The organism is Streptomyces sp. NBC_00299, from assembly GCF_036173045.1.
In the GTDB taxonomy this organism is placed as follows: domain Bacteria; phylum Actinomycetota; class Actinomycetes; order Streptomycetales; family Streptomycetaceae; genus Streptomyces; species Streptomyces machairae.
The window spans coordinates 6388328-6404813 of record NZ_CP108039.1 but is presented as its reverse complement, the minus strand read 5'-3'; the positions used below and the strand labels follow the sequence as shown (position 1 = coordinate 6404813).

Here is a 16486-nt window from a genome sequence, read left to right as displayed (position 1 = left end):
TGAGATCCCTTGACCGCCCCCATCACCCCACCTATGGTCGCGCTGACCGTCAGGACGTAGGACGTCGTATCTCCTCACACCATCCATCGCCGGAGCACACCACCCCACCGCTGGAGGACCCGTGCGCGACGTGACCCACGACGTGCCGGCGCTGCACCGCCGGTCGTTCCTGAAGTACACCGGCGCGCTGGGCGCGGCCGCCGCCGTCTCCGCGTCGCTGTCGGCCTGTTCGTCGGGGCCCCAGTCCACGAACGAGACCGGCGGGGGCGGTGGCCGGAACCGCACGCTGACGGCGGTCATCGGCTACGGCAACGACGGCAGCTGGGACCCGACCCAGACCGCGTCCGCCTTCTGCATGGCCGCCAACAACCACATCTACGAGGGGCTGCTGGACACCGACCCGATCTCGCGGGAGCCGTACGCCGCGCTCGCGACCCAGGTGCCGGCCGACCCCAACGCCACGACCTGGAAGTTCACCGTGCGGGCGGGCGCGAAGTTCCACGACGGCAAGCCGGTCACGGCTGACGACGTCGTCTTCGTCTTCGACCGGATCCTCGACCCGAAGACCCAGACCCTCGCCAAGGGCTTCTTCGCGAGCTGGCTGAAGGAAGTCCGCAAGATCGACGCGCAGAACGTCGAGCTCGTCCTCAAGTTCCCCTTCCCGGACGGGATTTCGCGGCTCACCCTGGCCAAGATCATGCCGAAGCACGTCTTCTCCCAGCCGGGCGGCTGGGAGGACGCCATCGCGGGCAAGGCGATCGGCTCGGGGCCGTACCGGCAGACCGCGCACCACCCGAAGTCCAACACCACCTTCGAGGCGTTCGCCGACTACAACGGCCCGCGCAAGGCGGCCTTCAAGAAGATGAACTGGCTGACGATCGTGGACGCGGCGCCGCGCGTGGCCAGGATCTCGGGTGCCAGTGCGGGTGCGCAGATCGCCGACAACATCCCGTACGCCAACATCGGGCAGTTGGAGGGCGGCGGGCTGACAGTGGCGGGCGGCGCCGGGATGAACAACCTCTTCCTGATGTTCAACACCAAGCACAAGCCCTTCGACGACGTACGCGTCCGCCAGGCGCTGCACTACGCCATCGACACCGAGAAGATGATCGAGGTCGCCCTCAAGGGGCACGGGAAACCGGCGTCGTCCTTCCTCAACGAGGCCAACCCCAGCTACCGGCGCGCGAAGAGCGTCTACGACTACGACCCCGACAAGGCGAAGGCGCTGCTGAAGGAGGCCGGGGTCAGCGGGCTGAAGATCGAGATCCTGGCCGTCAACGTGAGCTGGATCGTCGACTGTCTGCCGACCGTCAAGGCGTCCTGGGACGCGATCGGCGTCAAGACCACCCTCTCCCCGCAGGAGACGACGGCCGTCTTCACCAAGATGGACCAGAAGCAGGACTACCAGGTGGTCGCCGCGGCCTCGAACCCCAACCAGTTCGGCCTCGACGCCGACCTGATCATGCACTACAACTACGGCCCCGAGAACCTCTGGATGCAGTACACGCGGTGGGCCGACAACTCGATCGCCAAGGCGCTCTTCAAGGACATGGACCGGGCGACCCGGGAGCCGGACGCCGAGAAGAAGAAGACGATCGTGCAGGACTACATCGACGTCGTCGCCGAGCAGGCCGTGCTCTACCCGGTCGTCCACAACGAGCTGATGACGGCATGGAACCCCCAGCAGCTCACCGGGATAAGGGCACAGCCGTACCCCGGCATCAACCTCCTCCAGGCCAAGTGGGCCTAGGAGCCCCTCTGTGATCACCGTCGTAAGGATCCTGGCCCGCCGCGTCGTGCTGCTCGTGCCGCTGATGCTGGGCATCGTGCTGTTCGTGTTCCTGGTCATGCGGTTCTCGGACGTCGACCCGGCGTCCGCGTTCTTCCAGGGCGCGAACCCCACCGACCGGCAACTGCACGACTTCCGCGAGGAGAACGGCCTGCTGGACCCCCTCCCCGTCCGCTACGTCGCCTTCATCGGCGACCTGCTCCACGGCGACATGGGCATCAGCGCCCTGACCCGGGCGCCGGTCGTCGACCAGGTCATGACCGCGCTGCCGCTGACCCTCCAGCTCACCTTCCTGGGCCTCGGCATCGCGGTCGTCCTGTCCCTGGCCGGCGGCGTGACGGCCGCCATCTACCGCGACCGGCTCCCCGACCAGATCATCCGGGTCGTCTCCCTCACCGGCGTCGCCGCCCCCGGCTTCTGGCTGGCGCTGCTGATGATCCAGTACCTGGCCGTCGACCTCGGCTGGTTCCCGACCGGCGGCTACATCAACCCGGCGGACTCCTTCACGGGATGGCTCAAGACCATGACCCTCCCCGCTCTCGCCCTCTCACTGCCGGTGGCGGCGCAGCTGACGCGGATCGTGCGGACGTCGGTGGTGGAGGAACTCGACAAGGACTACGTCCGCACGGCGATCGGCAGCGGGCTGCCGCCGCGGGTGGTCGTCGGGCGCAACGTCCTGCGCAACGCGCTCATCAACCCGCTGACGGTCCTCGGTCTGCGCGTCGGCTACCTGCTGGGCGGCGCGGTCGTCATCGAGACGATCTTCTCCCTGCCCGGCATGGGGAAGCTGATGATCGACGCGGTGAAGAACGGTGACCCGGCGGTCGTCCAGGGAGTCGTCCTGACCACGGCGACCGGCTTCGTGGTCGTCAACCTCGTCATCGACATCCTGTACCTGCTGGTCAACCCGCGCCTGCGGGAGGCGACATGACGTTCAACCGCAAGCGTCTCGCCGAGGCGCTGTCCCGGCCCGGCATCCGGCTGCGCGGCTGGCGCCGGCTGCCGTTGCTGTCGAAGGTCGCCGTCTGCTTCCTGGCGGTCGTGGTCCTGACCGCCCTGCTCGCCCCGGTCCTCGCCCCGCACGACCCGCTCGACCAGCAGCCGCCGATCGACGGCACCGGACATCCGTCCGCCGAGCACTGGATGGGCCAGGACAGCCTCGGCCGGGACATCCTCAGCCGGCTGATGTACGGCGCCCGCTGGTCCCTTGCGATCGGGCTCGGCGCGACCGGGCTCGCGCTCGTCGTCGGCGCCCTGATCGGCGCGATCGCGGCGACCTCACGCAAGGCGGTCGACGAGACGCTGATGCGCTGCCTGGACGTGGTGATGGCGTTCCCGGGCATCGCGCTGGCCGCCGTGCTCGTCGCCGTCTTCGGCGGCGGGATCACCGTCCTGATCTGCGCGATCGCGTTCCTGTTCACGCCGCCGGTGGCCCGAGTCGTGCGGGCGAACGTCCTCGACCAGTACGGCGAGGACTATGTGACGGCGGAACGGGTGATCGGCGCCCGCACCCCGCACATCGTCATCAAGCACGTGGCGATCAACTGCGCCGCCCCGGTGCTGGTGTTCTGCACGGTCCAGGTGGCCGAGGCGATCGTCTTCGAGGCGTCGCTGTCCTTCATCGGCGCCGGCGTCCGTCCCCCCGACCCCTCCTGGGGCAGTGTCATCGCGGACGGCAAGAACATGGTTCTCACCGGCGGCTGGTGGGCGACCGTCTTCCCCGGCCTGCTGATGCTGGTGACGGTGCTCTGCCTGAACATCCTCTCCGAGGGCGTCTCGGACGCGTGGGCGGCGCCCTCGGCGCGCGAGGTCGACGTACGGAAACACGACGACCGCCTCGAAGCGCCGGAGCCGGGCAGCGGTGAGGTGCTGCAGCTGCCGGGGCTGACGGAGGCCGCGGCGCGGCTGCGGGCACGGGCGCGGCCGTTGCCCCAGGGGCAGCTGCCGGTGCTCGCGGTGGAGCACCTGGCGATCGGGTTCGAGGGCCGGCACGACGGCGTGGACATCGTCGACGGCATCAGCTTCGAGGTGCAGCCGGGTGAGGTGCTGGGGCTGGTCGGCGAGTCGGGCTGCGGCAAGTCGCTCACCGCTCTCGCGGTGATGGGCCTGGAGCCGAAGGGCGCCCGGGTGCGCGGCCATGTCCGGTTCAACCAGCGGCAGTTGGTGGGCGAGCCGATGCGGGTGCGCCGCAAGCTGCTGGGCCACGAGATGGCGATGATCTACCAGGACGCCCTGTCGTCCCTGAACCCGGCGATGACGATCCGCTCCCAGCTCAAGCAGGTCGTACGCCGCGGAGGCCACCGCAGCCCCCACGAACTCCTGGGGCTGGTCGGCCTCGACGCCGACCGCACCCTGCGCAGCTACCCGCACGAACTCTCCGGCGGTCAGCGCCAGCGCGTCCTGATCGCCATGGCCCTGTCCCGCGACCCCAAACTGATCGTCGCCGACGAGCCGACGACCGCGCTGGACGTCACCGTGCAGGCGCAGATCATAGAGCTGCTGCTGAGGCTGCGGGAGGAACTGGGCTTCGCCCTGATCCTCGTCTCGCACGACCTCGCACTGATCGCGGACGTCACCGACCGGGTGGTCGTGATGTACGGCGGCCAGATCGTCGAGACCGGCGTGACCGCCGACCTGGTGGAGGCGCCGGCGCACCACTACACGCGGGGCCTGCTCGGCAGCGTGCTGTCGCTGGAGTCGGCGCAGGAGCGGATGACGCAGATCAAGGGCGTCGTCCCCTCCCCCGCCGACTTCCCGGCGGGCTGCCGGTTCGCGGACCGCTGTCCGCTGGCGAGCGAGGTGTGCCGGACGACACCGCCCGACCTGGTGGGAACACCGACTCATACGGCGGCCTGCCATCACCCGGCGATCGTGCTGGCGCCGACAGACCGCTCGGGCTGCATTCTCCCGGGGGATAACCCCCGGACCCCCAGCAGAAAGGCAGGTCAGCTGGAATGACCGGCGCGAGCATCGCGAGGCAGCCCAAGTGACCGCGCTGGTGGAGCTCTCGGACGCGCACGTCGTGCACAAGGCGCGCAGCGGCGGGCTGTTCACCCGGGACAAGGTGTACGCCCTGACCGGCGCCGATCTCGTCATCGCGCCCGGCGAGACGGTGGGCGTGGTCGGCGAGTCGGGGTGCGGCAAGTCGACGCTGGCGAAGGTGCTGGTGGGGGTGCAGCGCCCGACGTCGGGCACGGTGTCCCTGCGGGGACGCGACCTGTGGACGATGTCACCGGCCGAACGCAGGACGGCGGTGGGCGCCGGCACCGGGATGATCTTCCAGGACCCGTCGACGGCACTGAACAGGCGCCTGACGGTCCGGCAGATCCTGCGGGACCCGCTGGACGTGCACGACCGGGGCACGAGGAGCGAACGCGAGGACCGGGTCAGGGAGCTGATGTCCCTGGTCGGCCTCCCGCGCGCCCTGACGGACGCCCTTCCCGGCCAGCTCTCCGGCGGCCAGCGCCAACGCGTGGCCATCGCCCGCGCCCTGGCCCTGGACCCCGACCTCGTGGTGGCGGACGAGCCGACGAGCGCGCTGGACGTGTCGGTGCGGGCGCAGATCCTGAACCTCCTCCTCGACCTGAAGGAACGCCTGGGCCTCGCCCTGGTCTTCGTCTCGCACGACATCCAGACGGTACGCCGGATGAGCGACCGCGTGATCACGATGTACCTGGGCCGGATCGTCGAGGAGGCCCGGGCGACCGGCGTCACCGACGGCTCCCGGCACCCGTACACTCGCGCCCTCTTCTCGGCGACCCCGGGCCTGCTCGACCCCATCGACCCGATCCCGCTGGTCGGTCCGGTCCCCTCCGCGACGCGTCCGCCGAGCGGGTGTCCCTTCCGCACGCGATGCTGGAAGGCGGACGAGGTGTGCGCCGAGGCGATGCCGGACTTCTCGGCCGCGTCAACGCCCGAGCACCGTTACAGGTGCCACCATCCGGTGGAGGAGGGCGAGGCCACGCGCGACCTCGTACGACAGAGCCACAGTTCCAGGGAGCCTTGATCATGATCCCCACCCCGCTCACCGGTGTCATCCCGCCCGTCTGCACACCCCTGACACCGGACCGCGAGGTGGACGTCCCGTCCCTGCTCAGGCTGGTCGACCACCTCATGGAGGCCGGGGTGCACGGCCTGTTCGTGCTCGGCTCGACGTCGGAGGCGGCGTATCTGACGGACGCGCAGCGGCGGGTCGTGGTGGAGACGGTGGCCGGGCATGTCGAGGGCCGGCTCCCGGTGCTGGCCGGAGTGATCGACATGACCACGCCTCGGGTTCTGGACCACGTACGCGAGGTCACGCGGGCGGGTGCGGACGCGGTGGTCGCCACGGCGCCCTTCTACGCCCGGACCCACCCCGCCGAGATCGCCCGCCACTACCGTCTGATCGCCGCCGCGTGCCCCGTCCCCGTGGTGGCGTACGACCTCCCGGCCGCCGTCCACGTCAAACTCCCCGGCGACGTCATCCTGGACCTGGCCGCCGAGGGTGCCCTGGCCGGCCTGAAGGACTCCAGCGGCGACCTCGCCGCCTTCCGCGAGGTCGTCATCGGCGCCCGCACCCGGTCCGACATCACCGGCTTCAGCGTCCTGACCGGCTCCGAGCTCATCGCCGACGCCGCGCTGGCCGTGGGGGCGGACGGGGTGGTGCCGGGGCTCGCGAACGTCGACCCGCGGGGGTACGTCCGCCTCTTCGAGCTGTGCCGGGCCGGGGACTGGGAGTTGGCCCGGGCCGAGCAGGAGCGGTTGTGCGGGCTGTTCGGGATGGTGACCGTCGGGGATCCCGGGCGGATGGGGGGTTCGTCGTCGGCGTTGGGGGCGTTCAAGGCGGCGCTGCATCTGCGGGGGGTCATCGACTGCGCGTCGACGGCGGAGCCGCAGGTTGCGTTGTCGCCGGAGGAGGTTGAGCGGGTGGGGAAGTTCTTGGCGGGGGCGGGGTTGCTGTAGGGCGGTTCTCGCCCCCGCCGCCCCTACCCTTCCCGTCCCTGGGGGCTGCCGCCCCAGAACCCCGCTTCGGCCCTGAACGGCCTCGTCCTCTAACGCCGGACGGGCTGAAAAACCAGCCCCTCCGGCGTGTGAGGAGCGGGGGCGAGAACCTACTCCAGCCCCGCCGTCGGCAACCTACGGAACTCGACCGTCTCGTAAGCCCCCTCCACCCCCGTCTCATACAGAATCCCGACCACCCGCCGCCCCAACGGCACCAGATCCGAATACCCCGCCCGCTGCTGAGACAGCGTCAGCGCCTTCGTGAAGGTCGCCCCGCCATCCGCACTCCGCCACACAGCCATCGATTGGCGCACAGTGGGCACGGAGGGACCGGAGAAGAGCAACGCACCACGGGAACCAGGGAGTTGAAGGACACTCCCCTCCACCACCGGTACCTCGTTCAACGTCGGCTGAACCGTGTACGGCCGGTCCAGCGTCTCACCGCCGTCGCTGGAGTGACTGTCGAGCCGGTTCCCCGCACTCGTGCCGTGCTGATCCCGGGCGTTGAAGTACAGCCTGCCGTCGGGAAGTTCGGCCGCGGTGGACTCGTTCGCGTTACTGAAACCGTCGTACGAGTCGTCGACGAACCCCATCCGCCAGGAACGCCCGCCGTCGTCGCTGTAGATGGCGTGGGCGCCGTAGTACTTGGGCTCCTGCCCGGTGTCCCCGGACCCCGGCGCCGGCGCAACCGAGTGGTTCGACGGGACGACCAGCCGCCCCGCATGCGGACCGTGCCGCAGCGCGATCGCGTGACCGGGCCCCGTGGCGTACCAGCGCCAGTTCGACGGCTTCACCTGGCCCGTGATGTCCCGCGGGGAGGAGAAATGGCGGCCGTCGTCCGCGCTCCGCTGCACGAACACCCGCCGGCTCTGCTCCGGCGTCACCTCGCCCCGCATGATCTGCGCCTCCGTCACATCCCCGCTGTTGTAGGAGGTGACCAGCACGACCGCGCCGGTGCGCGGGTCGACCACGGGAGCGGGGTTGCCCCGCGTGTCCCCGTCCCCCGAGGCGACCACGGCCTGCGGACCCCAGGTGCAGCCGCCGTCGAGGGAGCGCCTGAGGACGACATCGATGTCACCGGTGTCGCCCGCCCCGTCGTGCCGGCCCTCGGCGAAGGCCAGGACCGTGCCACGCGGGGTCGTGACCGTCGCCGGGATGCGGTACGTGTCGTAGCCGCCCTCGCCCGAGACGTAGGGGACGGAGGACGTGCAGCCGGCCTCCCCCGCCGAGGCGTTGCCGGCCGTGACCAGTGGGGTGGTCAGGAGTACTGCGGTGACTAGGTACGTACGACTGAGTGTGCGCCTCAGGATGGCCATCGAGCTCCTTTGACGGAGGGTCAGACATTGCCCTGTCCGTCACAGGATCCCCGGTGTCACCATCCCTGACTCATAGGCCACGATGACCAACTGCGCCCGGTCCCGGGCGCCCAGCTTCCCCATGATGCGGCTGACGTGTGTCTTCGCCGTCAGCGGGCTGAGCCCCAATGCTTCCGCGATTTCCGTGTTGTTGAGCCCGCGGGCGACCAGCGTCAGCACTTCGCGTTCACGTTCGGACAGGCAATCGGGTCCGCCGGCGGTGGGCGCGGAAGGGCTGCGCAGGAACCGCTCGATCAGCCGTGCGGTCGGCCCCGGCGACAGGAGCGCCTCCCCCGCGGCCACCGTGCGGATGGCGTCGAGGAGTTCGGCCGGGCGGGTGTCCTTGACCAGGAATCCGGAGGCGCCGGCGCGCAGTGCGTCCACGATGTTCTCGTCGGTGTCGTAGGTGGTGAGGACCAGGACGCGCACCCCCGCCAGGTCCTCGTCGGCCGCGATCAGGCGGGTCGCCTCGATGCCGTCGAGGTCGGGCATGCGGATGTCCATCACGACGAGGTCGGCGCGGGTGCCACGGGCCAGTTCCGCGGCCTCCCTGCCGGTGGCCGCCTGACCGACGACCTCCATGTCGGGGGCCGACTCGACGAGCATGGCGAACGCCTCACGTACGAGCGTCTGGTCGTCCGCGAGCAGGACGCGGATCATCTCTCTCCTCCCCGGTCGCTCCCGACCGGCAGTACGGCGCTCACCCGGAATCCCCCCTTGTCGCCCGGTCCGGCGTCGAGTGTGCCACCCACGCTGCGGGCCCGCTCCCGCATGCCGACGAGGCCGTAGCCGGGGACGGATGTGGTGGAGCCGGGGGCGGGGCGCCTCCCGTCGTCGGTGACCGACACGCGCAGGGCGCCCTGCTCCTCGTACAGCTCGACCCGTACGGCGGGTTCGGGACCCGCGTGCCGGACGACGTTCGTCAGCGCTTCCTGCACGATCCGGTACGCGGCCGCCCCGACGGCGGGCGGCGCCTCCCCGACCCGCACCTCCGACGCCACCCGCGCACCGGCCAGCCGCGCCGCCGCCACCAGGTCCGGCACCCCGTCGATCCCGGGCAGCGGGCCGCGTGCCTCGCCCACCGCGCCCTGCTCGCGCAGGAGTTCCAGCGTCGTACGCAGCTCGCCGCGCGCCGTGCGGCAGGTCCCGGCGATGTCGTCGAGCGACTTGGCGATCGCCTCGCGGTTCAGCCGCTCGGGGTCGGCCGCCAGGACGTGCGCGGCCACCGATGTCTGCACGCCGATGAGCGTGATGCTGTGGGCGAGCAGGTCGTGCAGGTCGCGGGCGATGCGCAGGCGTTCCTCGGCGACCCGGCGGCGGGCCTCTTCCTCGCGGGTGCGTTCGGCGCGCTCGGCGCGCTCGACGATGGCGGCGACGTACTGGCGGTAGTAGCGGACGTCGATGCCGCAGAAGAGGAACGCGAAGACCCAGCCCGAGATCCGCAGGATCTCCACCGTCCCGTCGGGGTTGGTGAGGGCGTTGAGGATCAGTGTCACGCCGAGGACGGCGGCGCCGGTGAGCAGCGTGCGGCGCACCGTGCCGGTCGCCGCGATGGTGTACAGCACCACCATGGTCGCGAAGATGGGCGCGGCGTGGTTGTTCTCCAGGGCGTGGTACGGGGCGATGCAGACCATCACCGCCAGCAGGACCAGCAGCGGCCGGTGGCGCCGCCAGACCAGGGGCACGTGGGCGGCGAGCAGCAGGGTCCAGCCGAGCGCGTCGGGGCGCAGCCCCTTGTCGCCGAGCAGGGCCATGGCCGTGGCGAGAACGGCCCAGGCCACGGCCAGCAGCGCGTCGTTGCGTGTGCGGTGCGGGGCGGTGAGGGGGTCGCGGTTGATCGCCGCCATGACCCGCTCGCCGATGCGGGACCGGGCCGCTGTCGTGGTTGGCTGCACGGAGTTCATCTTCCGGGACGAGGGCGCCCCTCCGGCAGGGAGGGGCGCCGGTCGGTCAGGACACGGAGACGGCCACGTGCTCCGGTTCCTTCGGCGGGACCGGTGGCCGGGTTCCCTCGGGTGCGCGGGAGAGCCGGCCCGGCCACCACATCCTGCGCCTCAGGGCCACGCTCGCGCTGGTGACCAGGTAGGTGCGGACCAGGAAGGTGTCCAGCAGCACGCCGACGGCGATGACGAAGCCCAGCTCGACGAGTGGGACGAGCGGCATGCTGGTGAGCACCGCGAAGGTGGCGGCGAGGACGAGCCCGGCGGAGGCGATGACGCCGCCCGTGGTGCGCAGCGCGGTGAGCGCGGCCGACGCCGGTTCGGCGCCGTTCAGGCACTCCTCGCGCATCCGGTGCATCAGGAAGATGCCGTAGTCGACGCCGAGGGCCACCAGGAACACGAACGAGAGCAGCCCGAGTCCGGGATCGGTGCCGTCGAAGCCGAAGAGCGGCCCGAAGACGAGCCCGCCGATGCCGAGCGCCGCGCCCCACACGGCGACCACGGCCGCCACCAGGATCAGCGGCGCGACCAGCGAGCGCAGCAGGGCGACCAGGATCAGCAGCACGGACAGCAGCACGATCGGTACGACGACGAGGCGGTCGCGGGCGTTGGTGTCCTTCAGGTCGATCTGCTCGGCGCTCGGCCCGCCGACGTAGGAGCCGTCGAGCTTGTCGCGCAGGGCCTCGATGGTGGCGGTCTCCCCGGCGGACTGGGGTGCCGCGGTGGCGAGGACGGAGATCTCCGTCCAGCCGTTTCCGGTACGGCCTTCCCGCGCGCTGTCGACGCCGTCGGTGCCGCGGACCGACGCGAGCGTCTCGGCGGCGCGGCCCTCCGGCGTGATGACGGTGATGGGCTGGGTGCCGCGCTCGGGGTAGGCCTTGCCGAGCGTCTCCATGGCGGCGACCGCGTCGGGCTTGCTGGTGAAGGAGTCCTCCTGCTTGAGGGTGCCGGGCAGGTTCAGGGCGCCGAGCGCGAGCGCGCCGAGCAGGACCGCGCCGCCCGCGAGGACGGTCAGGGGCCGGCGACCGGCGGAGCTGCCCATCGCCGTGAACAGGGACCGGCGGGCCTTGGGCGTGCTGCCGTAGCGGGGCACGAGCGGCCAGAACACGCGCCGGCCGAGCAGCACGAGGATCGCGGGCAGCAGCGTCAGCATGGCGGCCAGCGCGCACAGCACGCCGACGGTGCCGAGCGGGCCCATGCCGCGGCTGGAGTTGAGGTCGGCGGCGAGCAGGCACAGCAGTCCGGCGGCGACGGTGCCGGAGGAGGCGAGCACGGCGGGCCCGCAGCCCTTCAGCGCGGCCACCATGGCGTCGTAGGGCCGCTCGATCCGCCGTAGTTCTTCCCGGTACCGGGAGACGAGCAGCAGCGCGTAGTCGGTGCCCGCCCCGAACACGAGGATCGTCATGATCCCGGAGCTCTGGCCGGAAACGGACGTTCCGAACCCCTGGTTGAGGCCGTAGGCGACGCCCATCGACAGATAGTCGGCCATGCCCGCGACGGCAAGCGGGACGAGCCACAGGAACGGGCTGCGGTAGATGAGGATCAGCAGCAGCGCGACCACGGCGGCCGTGGTGTACAGCAGGGGCCCGTCGAGCGAGTTGTAGACCTCGCTCGCGTCGGTGGCGAGCGCGCCCGCCCCGCCGACGTCGACGTTCAGCCCGTCGCTGCCCTTCGCGATGTCCCGCACGGAGTTGACCAGTACGTCCCGGGCGTCCTCGTCCTGCCCCGGTTCGGTGCTGGCGACCGGGTACATCAGGGTGGTGCCGTCCCGGGACGGAATGCCTTCGGGTTTCCCGGTGAGCCGGTGGGCCCCCGCGATCCGCTCGATCTGGTCGGCGGCGGTCGCCCTGTCCCCCGCGCTCAGCCCGCCGTCCCGGTGGTAGACGACCACCATCTCGGTGGCCTCGCCACCCGGCAGCCGGTCCTCGATCTTCGCCACCTGCGTGGAGTCGGCGCTCGCCGGCAGATAGTCGACGGCACGGTCCCGCTGCACGTCCGCCAGCTTCGACGCGAACGGCGACGCCAGCGCCAGCACCGCGATCCACAACCCGAGCACGAGCCAGGGCACGGCCCGCCGCCGTCGTGCACTTGTCCTTGCGGCCCCCATGAGACGGGCCTCCCTCCGGGTCGGGTGTCTGAGTCGCTTCCAGACTCCCGGCGCGGGAGGGCCGATTCGTCGGGCGGGAGGGCGAGTTGGCGCCTACTGCCAGGGGTGACACATGGGCGTGACTACTCCCTGGGGAGTAACGACGGCCCCGTGGGTGTCGCCTTCAGCGCCGGTCTGCAGGTGCTCGTGGGCACGGCCGGCGCCGGGGCTACGACGGCGTCCGGGCCGCCGCGGCCAGCAGCCTCGTCACGTCCTCGGCGCAGATGGTGAGGGCGGAGCCGACCGTCGCGAGGACGTCTCGCTCGGCGGGGGTGTAGGGGCCGTCGGCCAGGGCGATGCGTGCCCCCTGGAGCAGGATCGATTCGCGGCCGGGCGGCGCGAGGTGGGGGGCCAGCGGGTCCAGGGCCTCGTGGAGCTCTATGGCCAGACCGGCACCGCAGGGCTCGGAGAAGACCCGCCCGGTGTCCGCGGCCAGGGCCTCGACCAGGGCGTTGAGCTGCTCCTCCGTGCAGTCGTCGAAGCCGGCCGCCCGCACCGTCGCCGCGGCGGCCTCCAGGGACGGACGGGCACAGGTGCCGCCGGCGGCCAGCACCGCGAGGGCGACGGTGTGGACGGCGTCCCGGAGCATCGCGGAGAAGCGGGTGGTGGTGGGGTGGTCGAGGACGTCGGTGCCGAAGTGACGTTGGCAGGCCGCACACTCCACGACCGGGGCGGTCTCGCCGCGCGGCAGGACCGGCACACCGAGCAGGGTGAAGCGGCGGTGCCCGGTCAGCCGCTGGTAGTTGCGGTCACCCCCGCAGCCCGGGCAGAAGAACTCGCCGTCACCGACGGCCGACCATGCGGTGCGGGTGCCCAGAATGCGCGCAAGCCTGGCGGCACGGCCGTCTTGTCCCCGTCCTGGCAGCACGTCGCACCTCCGTAACCCCGCGGCAACATCGCCGCGCTTGCGTGATGTTAGCCACATCATGGAGGCAGAGTCAGCACCCCGGACGAGACCTTTCCGTGACCTGCACAGGTCAATGGCCGAAAACGGACGGACCCCGCCCACCCGAAAAGAGTGAACGGGGCCTCTGAACGCCGGGCGCGACAACGCCCTCAAGGGGCGCGGGGAACGGCGCGACAAGCCACGACGGCGCGGCAGCCGATCGACAACCCCTCGCGGCACTTCCTACTGCGGCACCCCGGCGGAGCGCCCTGCCCGGTTGACGGCCGACACGACCGCCTTCAGCGACGCGCGCGTGGTGTTCGCGTCGATCCCGATCCCCCACAGGACCTTGCCGTCGATCGCGCACTCGATGTACGACGCGGCCTGCGCCGACGCACCCTCGCTCATCGTGTGCTCCTGGTAGTCCAGCAGCCGTACGTCGATGCCGATGGACTGCAGGGCGTCGAAGAAGGCCGAGATCGGACCGTTGCCCGTACCGGACAGGACCGTGTCGACGCCGTCGACCGTCGCCTCCACCTTCAGCGTGTCCACGCCGTCCGTGTCCGTCGTCGACTGACCGTTCTTGACCTGGATCCGACCCCACGGGTTCTCCGGGTTCGGCAGGTACTCGTCCTGGAAGACCGACCAGATGTCACCGCCGGTGACCTCGCCGCCCTCGGCGTCCGTCTTGGCCTGGATCAGCTTGGAGAACTCGATCTGCATCCGGCGCGGCAGGTCCAGCTTGTGGTCGTTCTTCAGGACGTACGCGATACCGCCCTTGCCGGACTGCGAGTTGACGCGGATGACGGCCTCATAGGAGCGGCCGACGTCCTTCGGGTCGATCGGCAGGTAGGGCACGGCCCACTCGATGTCGTCGACGGTGACGCCCTTCGCGGCCGCGTCGGCCTCCATGGCGTCGAAGCCCTTCTTGATGGCGTCCTGGTGGGAGCCGGAGAAGGACGTGTAGACCAGGTCGCCCACGTACGGGTGGCGCGGGTGGACCTCCATCTGGTTGCAGTACTCCCACGTGCGACGGATCTCGTCGATGTCGGAGAAGTCGATCTGCGGGTCGACGCCCTGCGAGAACAGGTTCATGCCCAGGGTGACCAGGTCGACGTTGCCGGTGCGCTCGCCCTGCCCGAACAGGCAGCCCTCGATGCGGTCGGCGCCGGCCATCAGCGCCAGCTCGGCGGCGGCCACGGCCGTACCGCGGTCGTTGTGCGGGTGGACCGACAGGCAGACGTACTCGCGGCGGGACAGGTTGCGGCCCATCCACTCGAAGCGGTCCGCGTGGGTGGACGGCGTCGAACGCTCCACCGTGGCGGGCAGGTTGAGGATGATCTCGCGGCCCGGACCGGGCTGGTAGACGTCCATCACCGCCTCGCAGACCTCCAGGGCGAAGTCCAGCTCGGTGTCGGTGAAGATCTCGGGGCTGTACTGGTAGCCGAACTCCGTCTCCGGGCCCAGCAGCTTCTCCGCGTACTCGACGACCAGCCGCGTGCCGTCGACGGCGATCTGCTTGATGTCGTCCTTGGAGCCCCGGAACACCACCCGGCGGAAGACGGGGGCGGTGGCGTTGTACAGGTGGACGGTGGCCCGCTTGGCGCCCTTCAGGGACTCCACGGTCCGCTCGATCAGGTCCTCGCGGGCCTGGGTCAGTACGGAGATGGTGACGTCGTCGGGGATCGCCTCGGGGTCCTCGATGATCGACCGCACGAAGTCGAAGTCCGTCTGGCCCGACGCCGGGAAGCCGACCTCGATCTCCTTGTAGCCCATCTTGACCAGCTGGTCGAACATCCGGCGCTTGCGCTCGGGCGACATCGGGTCGATCAGGGCCTGGTTGCCGTCACGCAGATCGGTGGAGAGCCAGCGAGGGGCGGCGGTAACACGCTTCTGGGGCCAGGTGCGGTCCGGGATGTCGACCTGCTCGTAGCGGCCGTACTTGTGGATCGGCATGGAACTGGGCTGCTGGTGATTCGCCATAATGCTTCGGGCTCCTCAGGATGTCCGGAAGGACGGCCGACGACGCAACGCCAAGCTCCGCGGGGAGGGAGTCGACCTGGACTACAGGCCCTCGCCGCGGCAGCTAAGAAGAAGCAGCCCGAAACGCATGATGCGAAGCATGCTAGCCGAGCCGCTCCCCGTGCGGGGCGTCGTATCAGTATGCGGGACCCGGGGGACGAATAGGACAAAAAGTGCGCCATACCACTTCGTCACGGAGCGTGCTGCTCCCTGTCCGCATATTTCACCAATCATGGTTGCGACTAGTGACAGCCCCCTAACGCAGTGCAATGGTGCCGCACATGACGACCAACGGGGGCTTCGAGCCCGTCTTCTGCACCGTCGTACCGCCGCACGTCCTCGACAAGCTGGCCCGGAACGACGACCCCGCACTTTCCGGCCCCGCCCGCCGGACCCTGATGCGCGACAGCGAGCTGCGCGGCAGGCGTCGCGTCACGACCGAGTTCGCCCTCGCGGCCGCCCCGGCGGAGAAGGCACCGTCGGACCAGCCGCTGCGCACCATCTACGACGCCCAGCACCGGACCTCCCTGCCCGGCACCAAGGTCCGCGGAGAGGGCGCGGACCCCGGCCAGGACGCCACGGTCAACCGCGCCTACTCCGGCCTCGGCGCCACCTTCGAGCTCTTCCTCAAGGCGTACGCCCGCCACTCGATCGACGGCGACGGGCTGCCCCTGGACGCCACCGTCCACTACGACGAGAACTACAACAACGCCTTCTGGAACGGCGAGCAGATGGTGTTCGGCGACGGGGACGGCGAGATCTTCCTCGACTTCACCATCCCGATCGACGTCATCGGCCACGAGCTCAGCCACGGCGTCACCCAGTACACGGCCAACCTGACGTACTACGGCCAGCCGGGCGCCCTGAACGAGTCCATGTCGGACGTCTTCGGCGCGCTGATCAAGCAGTACACGCTCGGCCAGACCGCCGCCGAGGCCGACTGGCTGATCGGCGCGGGCCTGCTGGCGCCCAGCGTCTCCGGCAAGGCCCTGCGCTCCATGAAGGAGCCGGGCAGCGCGTACGACGACGACGTCCTCGGCAAGGACCCGCAGCCCGCGACCATGGACGACTACGTCCGCACCGGCCGCGACAACGGCGGCGTCCACATCAACTCCGGCATCCCCAACCACGCCTTCTACCTGGCCGCCACCGCGCTCGGCGGCAACGCCTGGGAGAAGGCGGGGCAGGTCTGGTACGACGTCCTGACCGGCGGCGAGCTGTCGGAGCGGGCCATGTTCACCGACTTCGCCAAGCTGACCGTCAAGGCAGCCCGCGAGCGCTTCGGCGACGGCGGCGAGGAGCTCCAGGCCGTGTCGAAGGCGTGGGAGCAGGTCGGGGTGCGGATCCAGTAAGTCCGTACTAGACAGG

General features: G+C 70.6%; 12 protein-coding genes. 6 read left to right on the top strand and 6 right to left on the bottom strand.

Annotation, left to right across the window (positions count from 1 at the left end; genetic code table 11):
• The first annotated feature begins 121 nt into the window (after nt 1–121).
• From OHT51_RS28455 to OHT51_RS28435, 5 genes are read left to right on the top strand one after another with little or no spacing between them, the layout of a single operon-like run.
• Nucleotides 122–1750 (top strand): ABC transporter substrate-binding protein, encoded by a 1629-nt coding sequence (locus tag OHT51_RS28455; RefSeq protein WP_328881754.1) that lies wholly within the window; start codon nt 122–124, stop codon nt 1748–1750.
• A 10-nt stretch (nt 1751–1760) separates the two neighbouring features.
• Nucleotides 1761–2720, top strand: a complete 960-nt coding sequence (locus tag OHT51_RS28450) for an ABC transporter permease (protein WP_328881753.1) — start codon at nt 1761–1763, stop codon at nt 2718–2720.
• Complete coding sequence (locus tag OHT51_RS28445) at nt 2717–4747, top strand: dipeptide/oligopeptide/nickel ABC transporter permease/ATP-binding protein (protein ID WP_328881752.1); 2031 nt, start codon at nt 2717–2719, stop codon at nt 4745–4747. Before OHT51_RS28450 ends, OHT51_RS28445 begins: the two co-directional genes overlap by 4 nt.
• Before the next feature lie 28 nt (nt 4748–4775).
• On the top strand, nt 4776–5795 hold the full coding sequence (locus OHT51_RS28440) for an ABC transporter ATP-binding protein (RefSeq protein ID WP_328881751.1): 1020 nt from the start codon (nt 4776–4778) through the stop codon (nt 5793–5795).
• Nucleotides 5795–6730 (top strand): dihydrodipicolinate synthase family protein, encoded by a 936-nt coding sequence (locus tag OHT51_RS28435; protein WP_328884465.1) that lies wholly within the window; start codon nt 5795–5797, stop codon nt 6728–6730. The genes OHT51_RS28440 and OHT51_RS28435 overlap by 1 nt, the downstream gene beginning before the upstream one ends.
• A gap of 149 nt (nt 6731–6879) precedes the next feature.
• Here the strand turns inward: OHT51_RS28435 and OHT51_RS28430 are convergent, their stop codons facing one another.
• The 6 genes from OHT51_RS28430 to leuA all read right to left on the bottom strand — a co-directional run bounded on the left by OHT51_RS28430 (nt 6880) and on the right by leuA (nt 15079).
• A complete protein-coding gene (locus OHT51_RS28430; RefSeq protein WP_328881750.1) occupies nt 6880–8085 on the bottom strand; it encodes a sialidase family protein in 1206 nt (401 codons plus the stop codon).
• 39 nt (nt 8086–8124) lie between these two features.
• Complete coding sequence (locus tag OHT51_RS28425) at nt 8125–8784, bottom strand: response regulator transcription factor (protein ID WP_328881749.1); 660 nt, start codon at nt 8782–8784, stop codon at nt 8125–8127.
• Complete coding sequence (locus OHT51_RS28420; protein WP_328881748.1) at nt 8781–10028, bottom strand: sensor histidine kinase; 1248 nt, start codon at nt 10026–10028, stop codon at nt 8781–8783. The genes OHT51_RS28425 and OHT51_RS28420 overlap by 4 nt, the downstream gene beginning before the upstream one ends.
• Nucleotides 10029–10074: 46 nt before the next feature.
• A complete protein-coding gene (locus OHT51_RS28415) occupies nt 10075–12171 on the bottom strand; it encodes an MMPL family transporter (RefSeq protein WP_328881747.1) in 2097 nt (698 codons plus the stop codon).
• Nucleotides 12172–12379: 208 nt separating this feature from the next.
• The gene (locus tag OHT51_RS28410; protein ID WP_328881746.1) at nt 12380–13078 is read right to left on the bottom strand and encodes a TerB family tellurite resistance protein; all 699 of its coding nucleotides are present in this window, start codon (nt 13076–13078) and stop codon (nt 12380–12382) included.
• 261 nt (nt 13079–13339) lie between these two features.
• Complete coding sequence (gene leuA, locus OHT51_RS28405; protein WP_328881745.1) at nt 13340–15079, bottom strand: 2-isopropylmalate synthase; 1740 nt, start codon at nt 15077–15079, stop codon at nt 13340–13342.
• 320 nt (nt 15080–15399) lie between these two features.
• Here leuA and OHT51_RS28400 point away from each other — a divergent pair, with 320 nt between their 5' ends.
• Nucleotides 15400–16470, top strand: coding sequence for a M4 family metallopeptidase (locus OHT51_RS28400; RefSeq protein ID WP_328881744.1), 1071 nt, complete (start codon nt 15400–15402; stop codon nt 16468–16470).
• Nucleotides 16471–16486 lie beyond the last annotated feature (16 nt).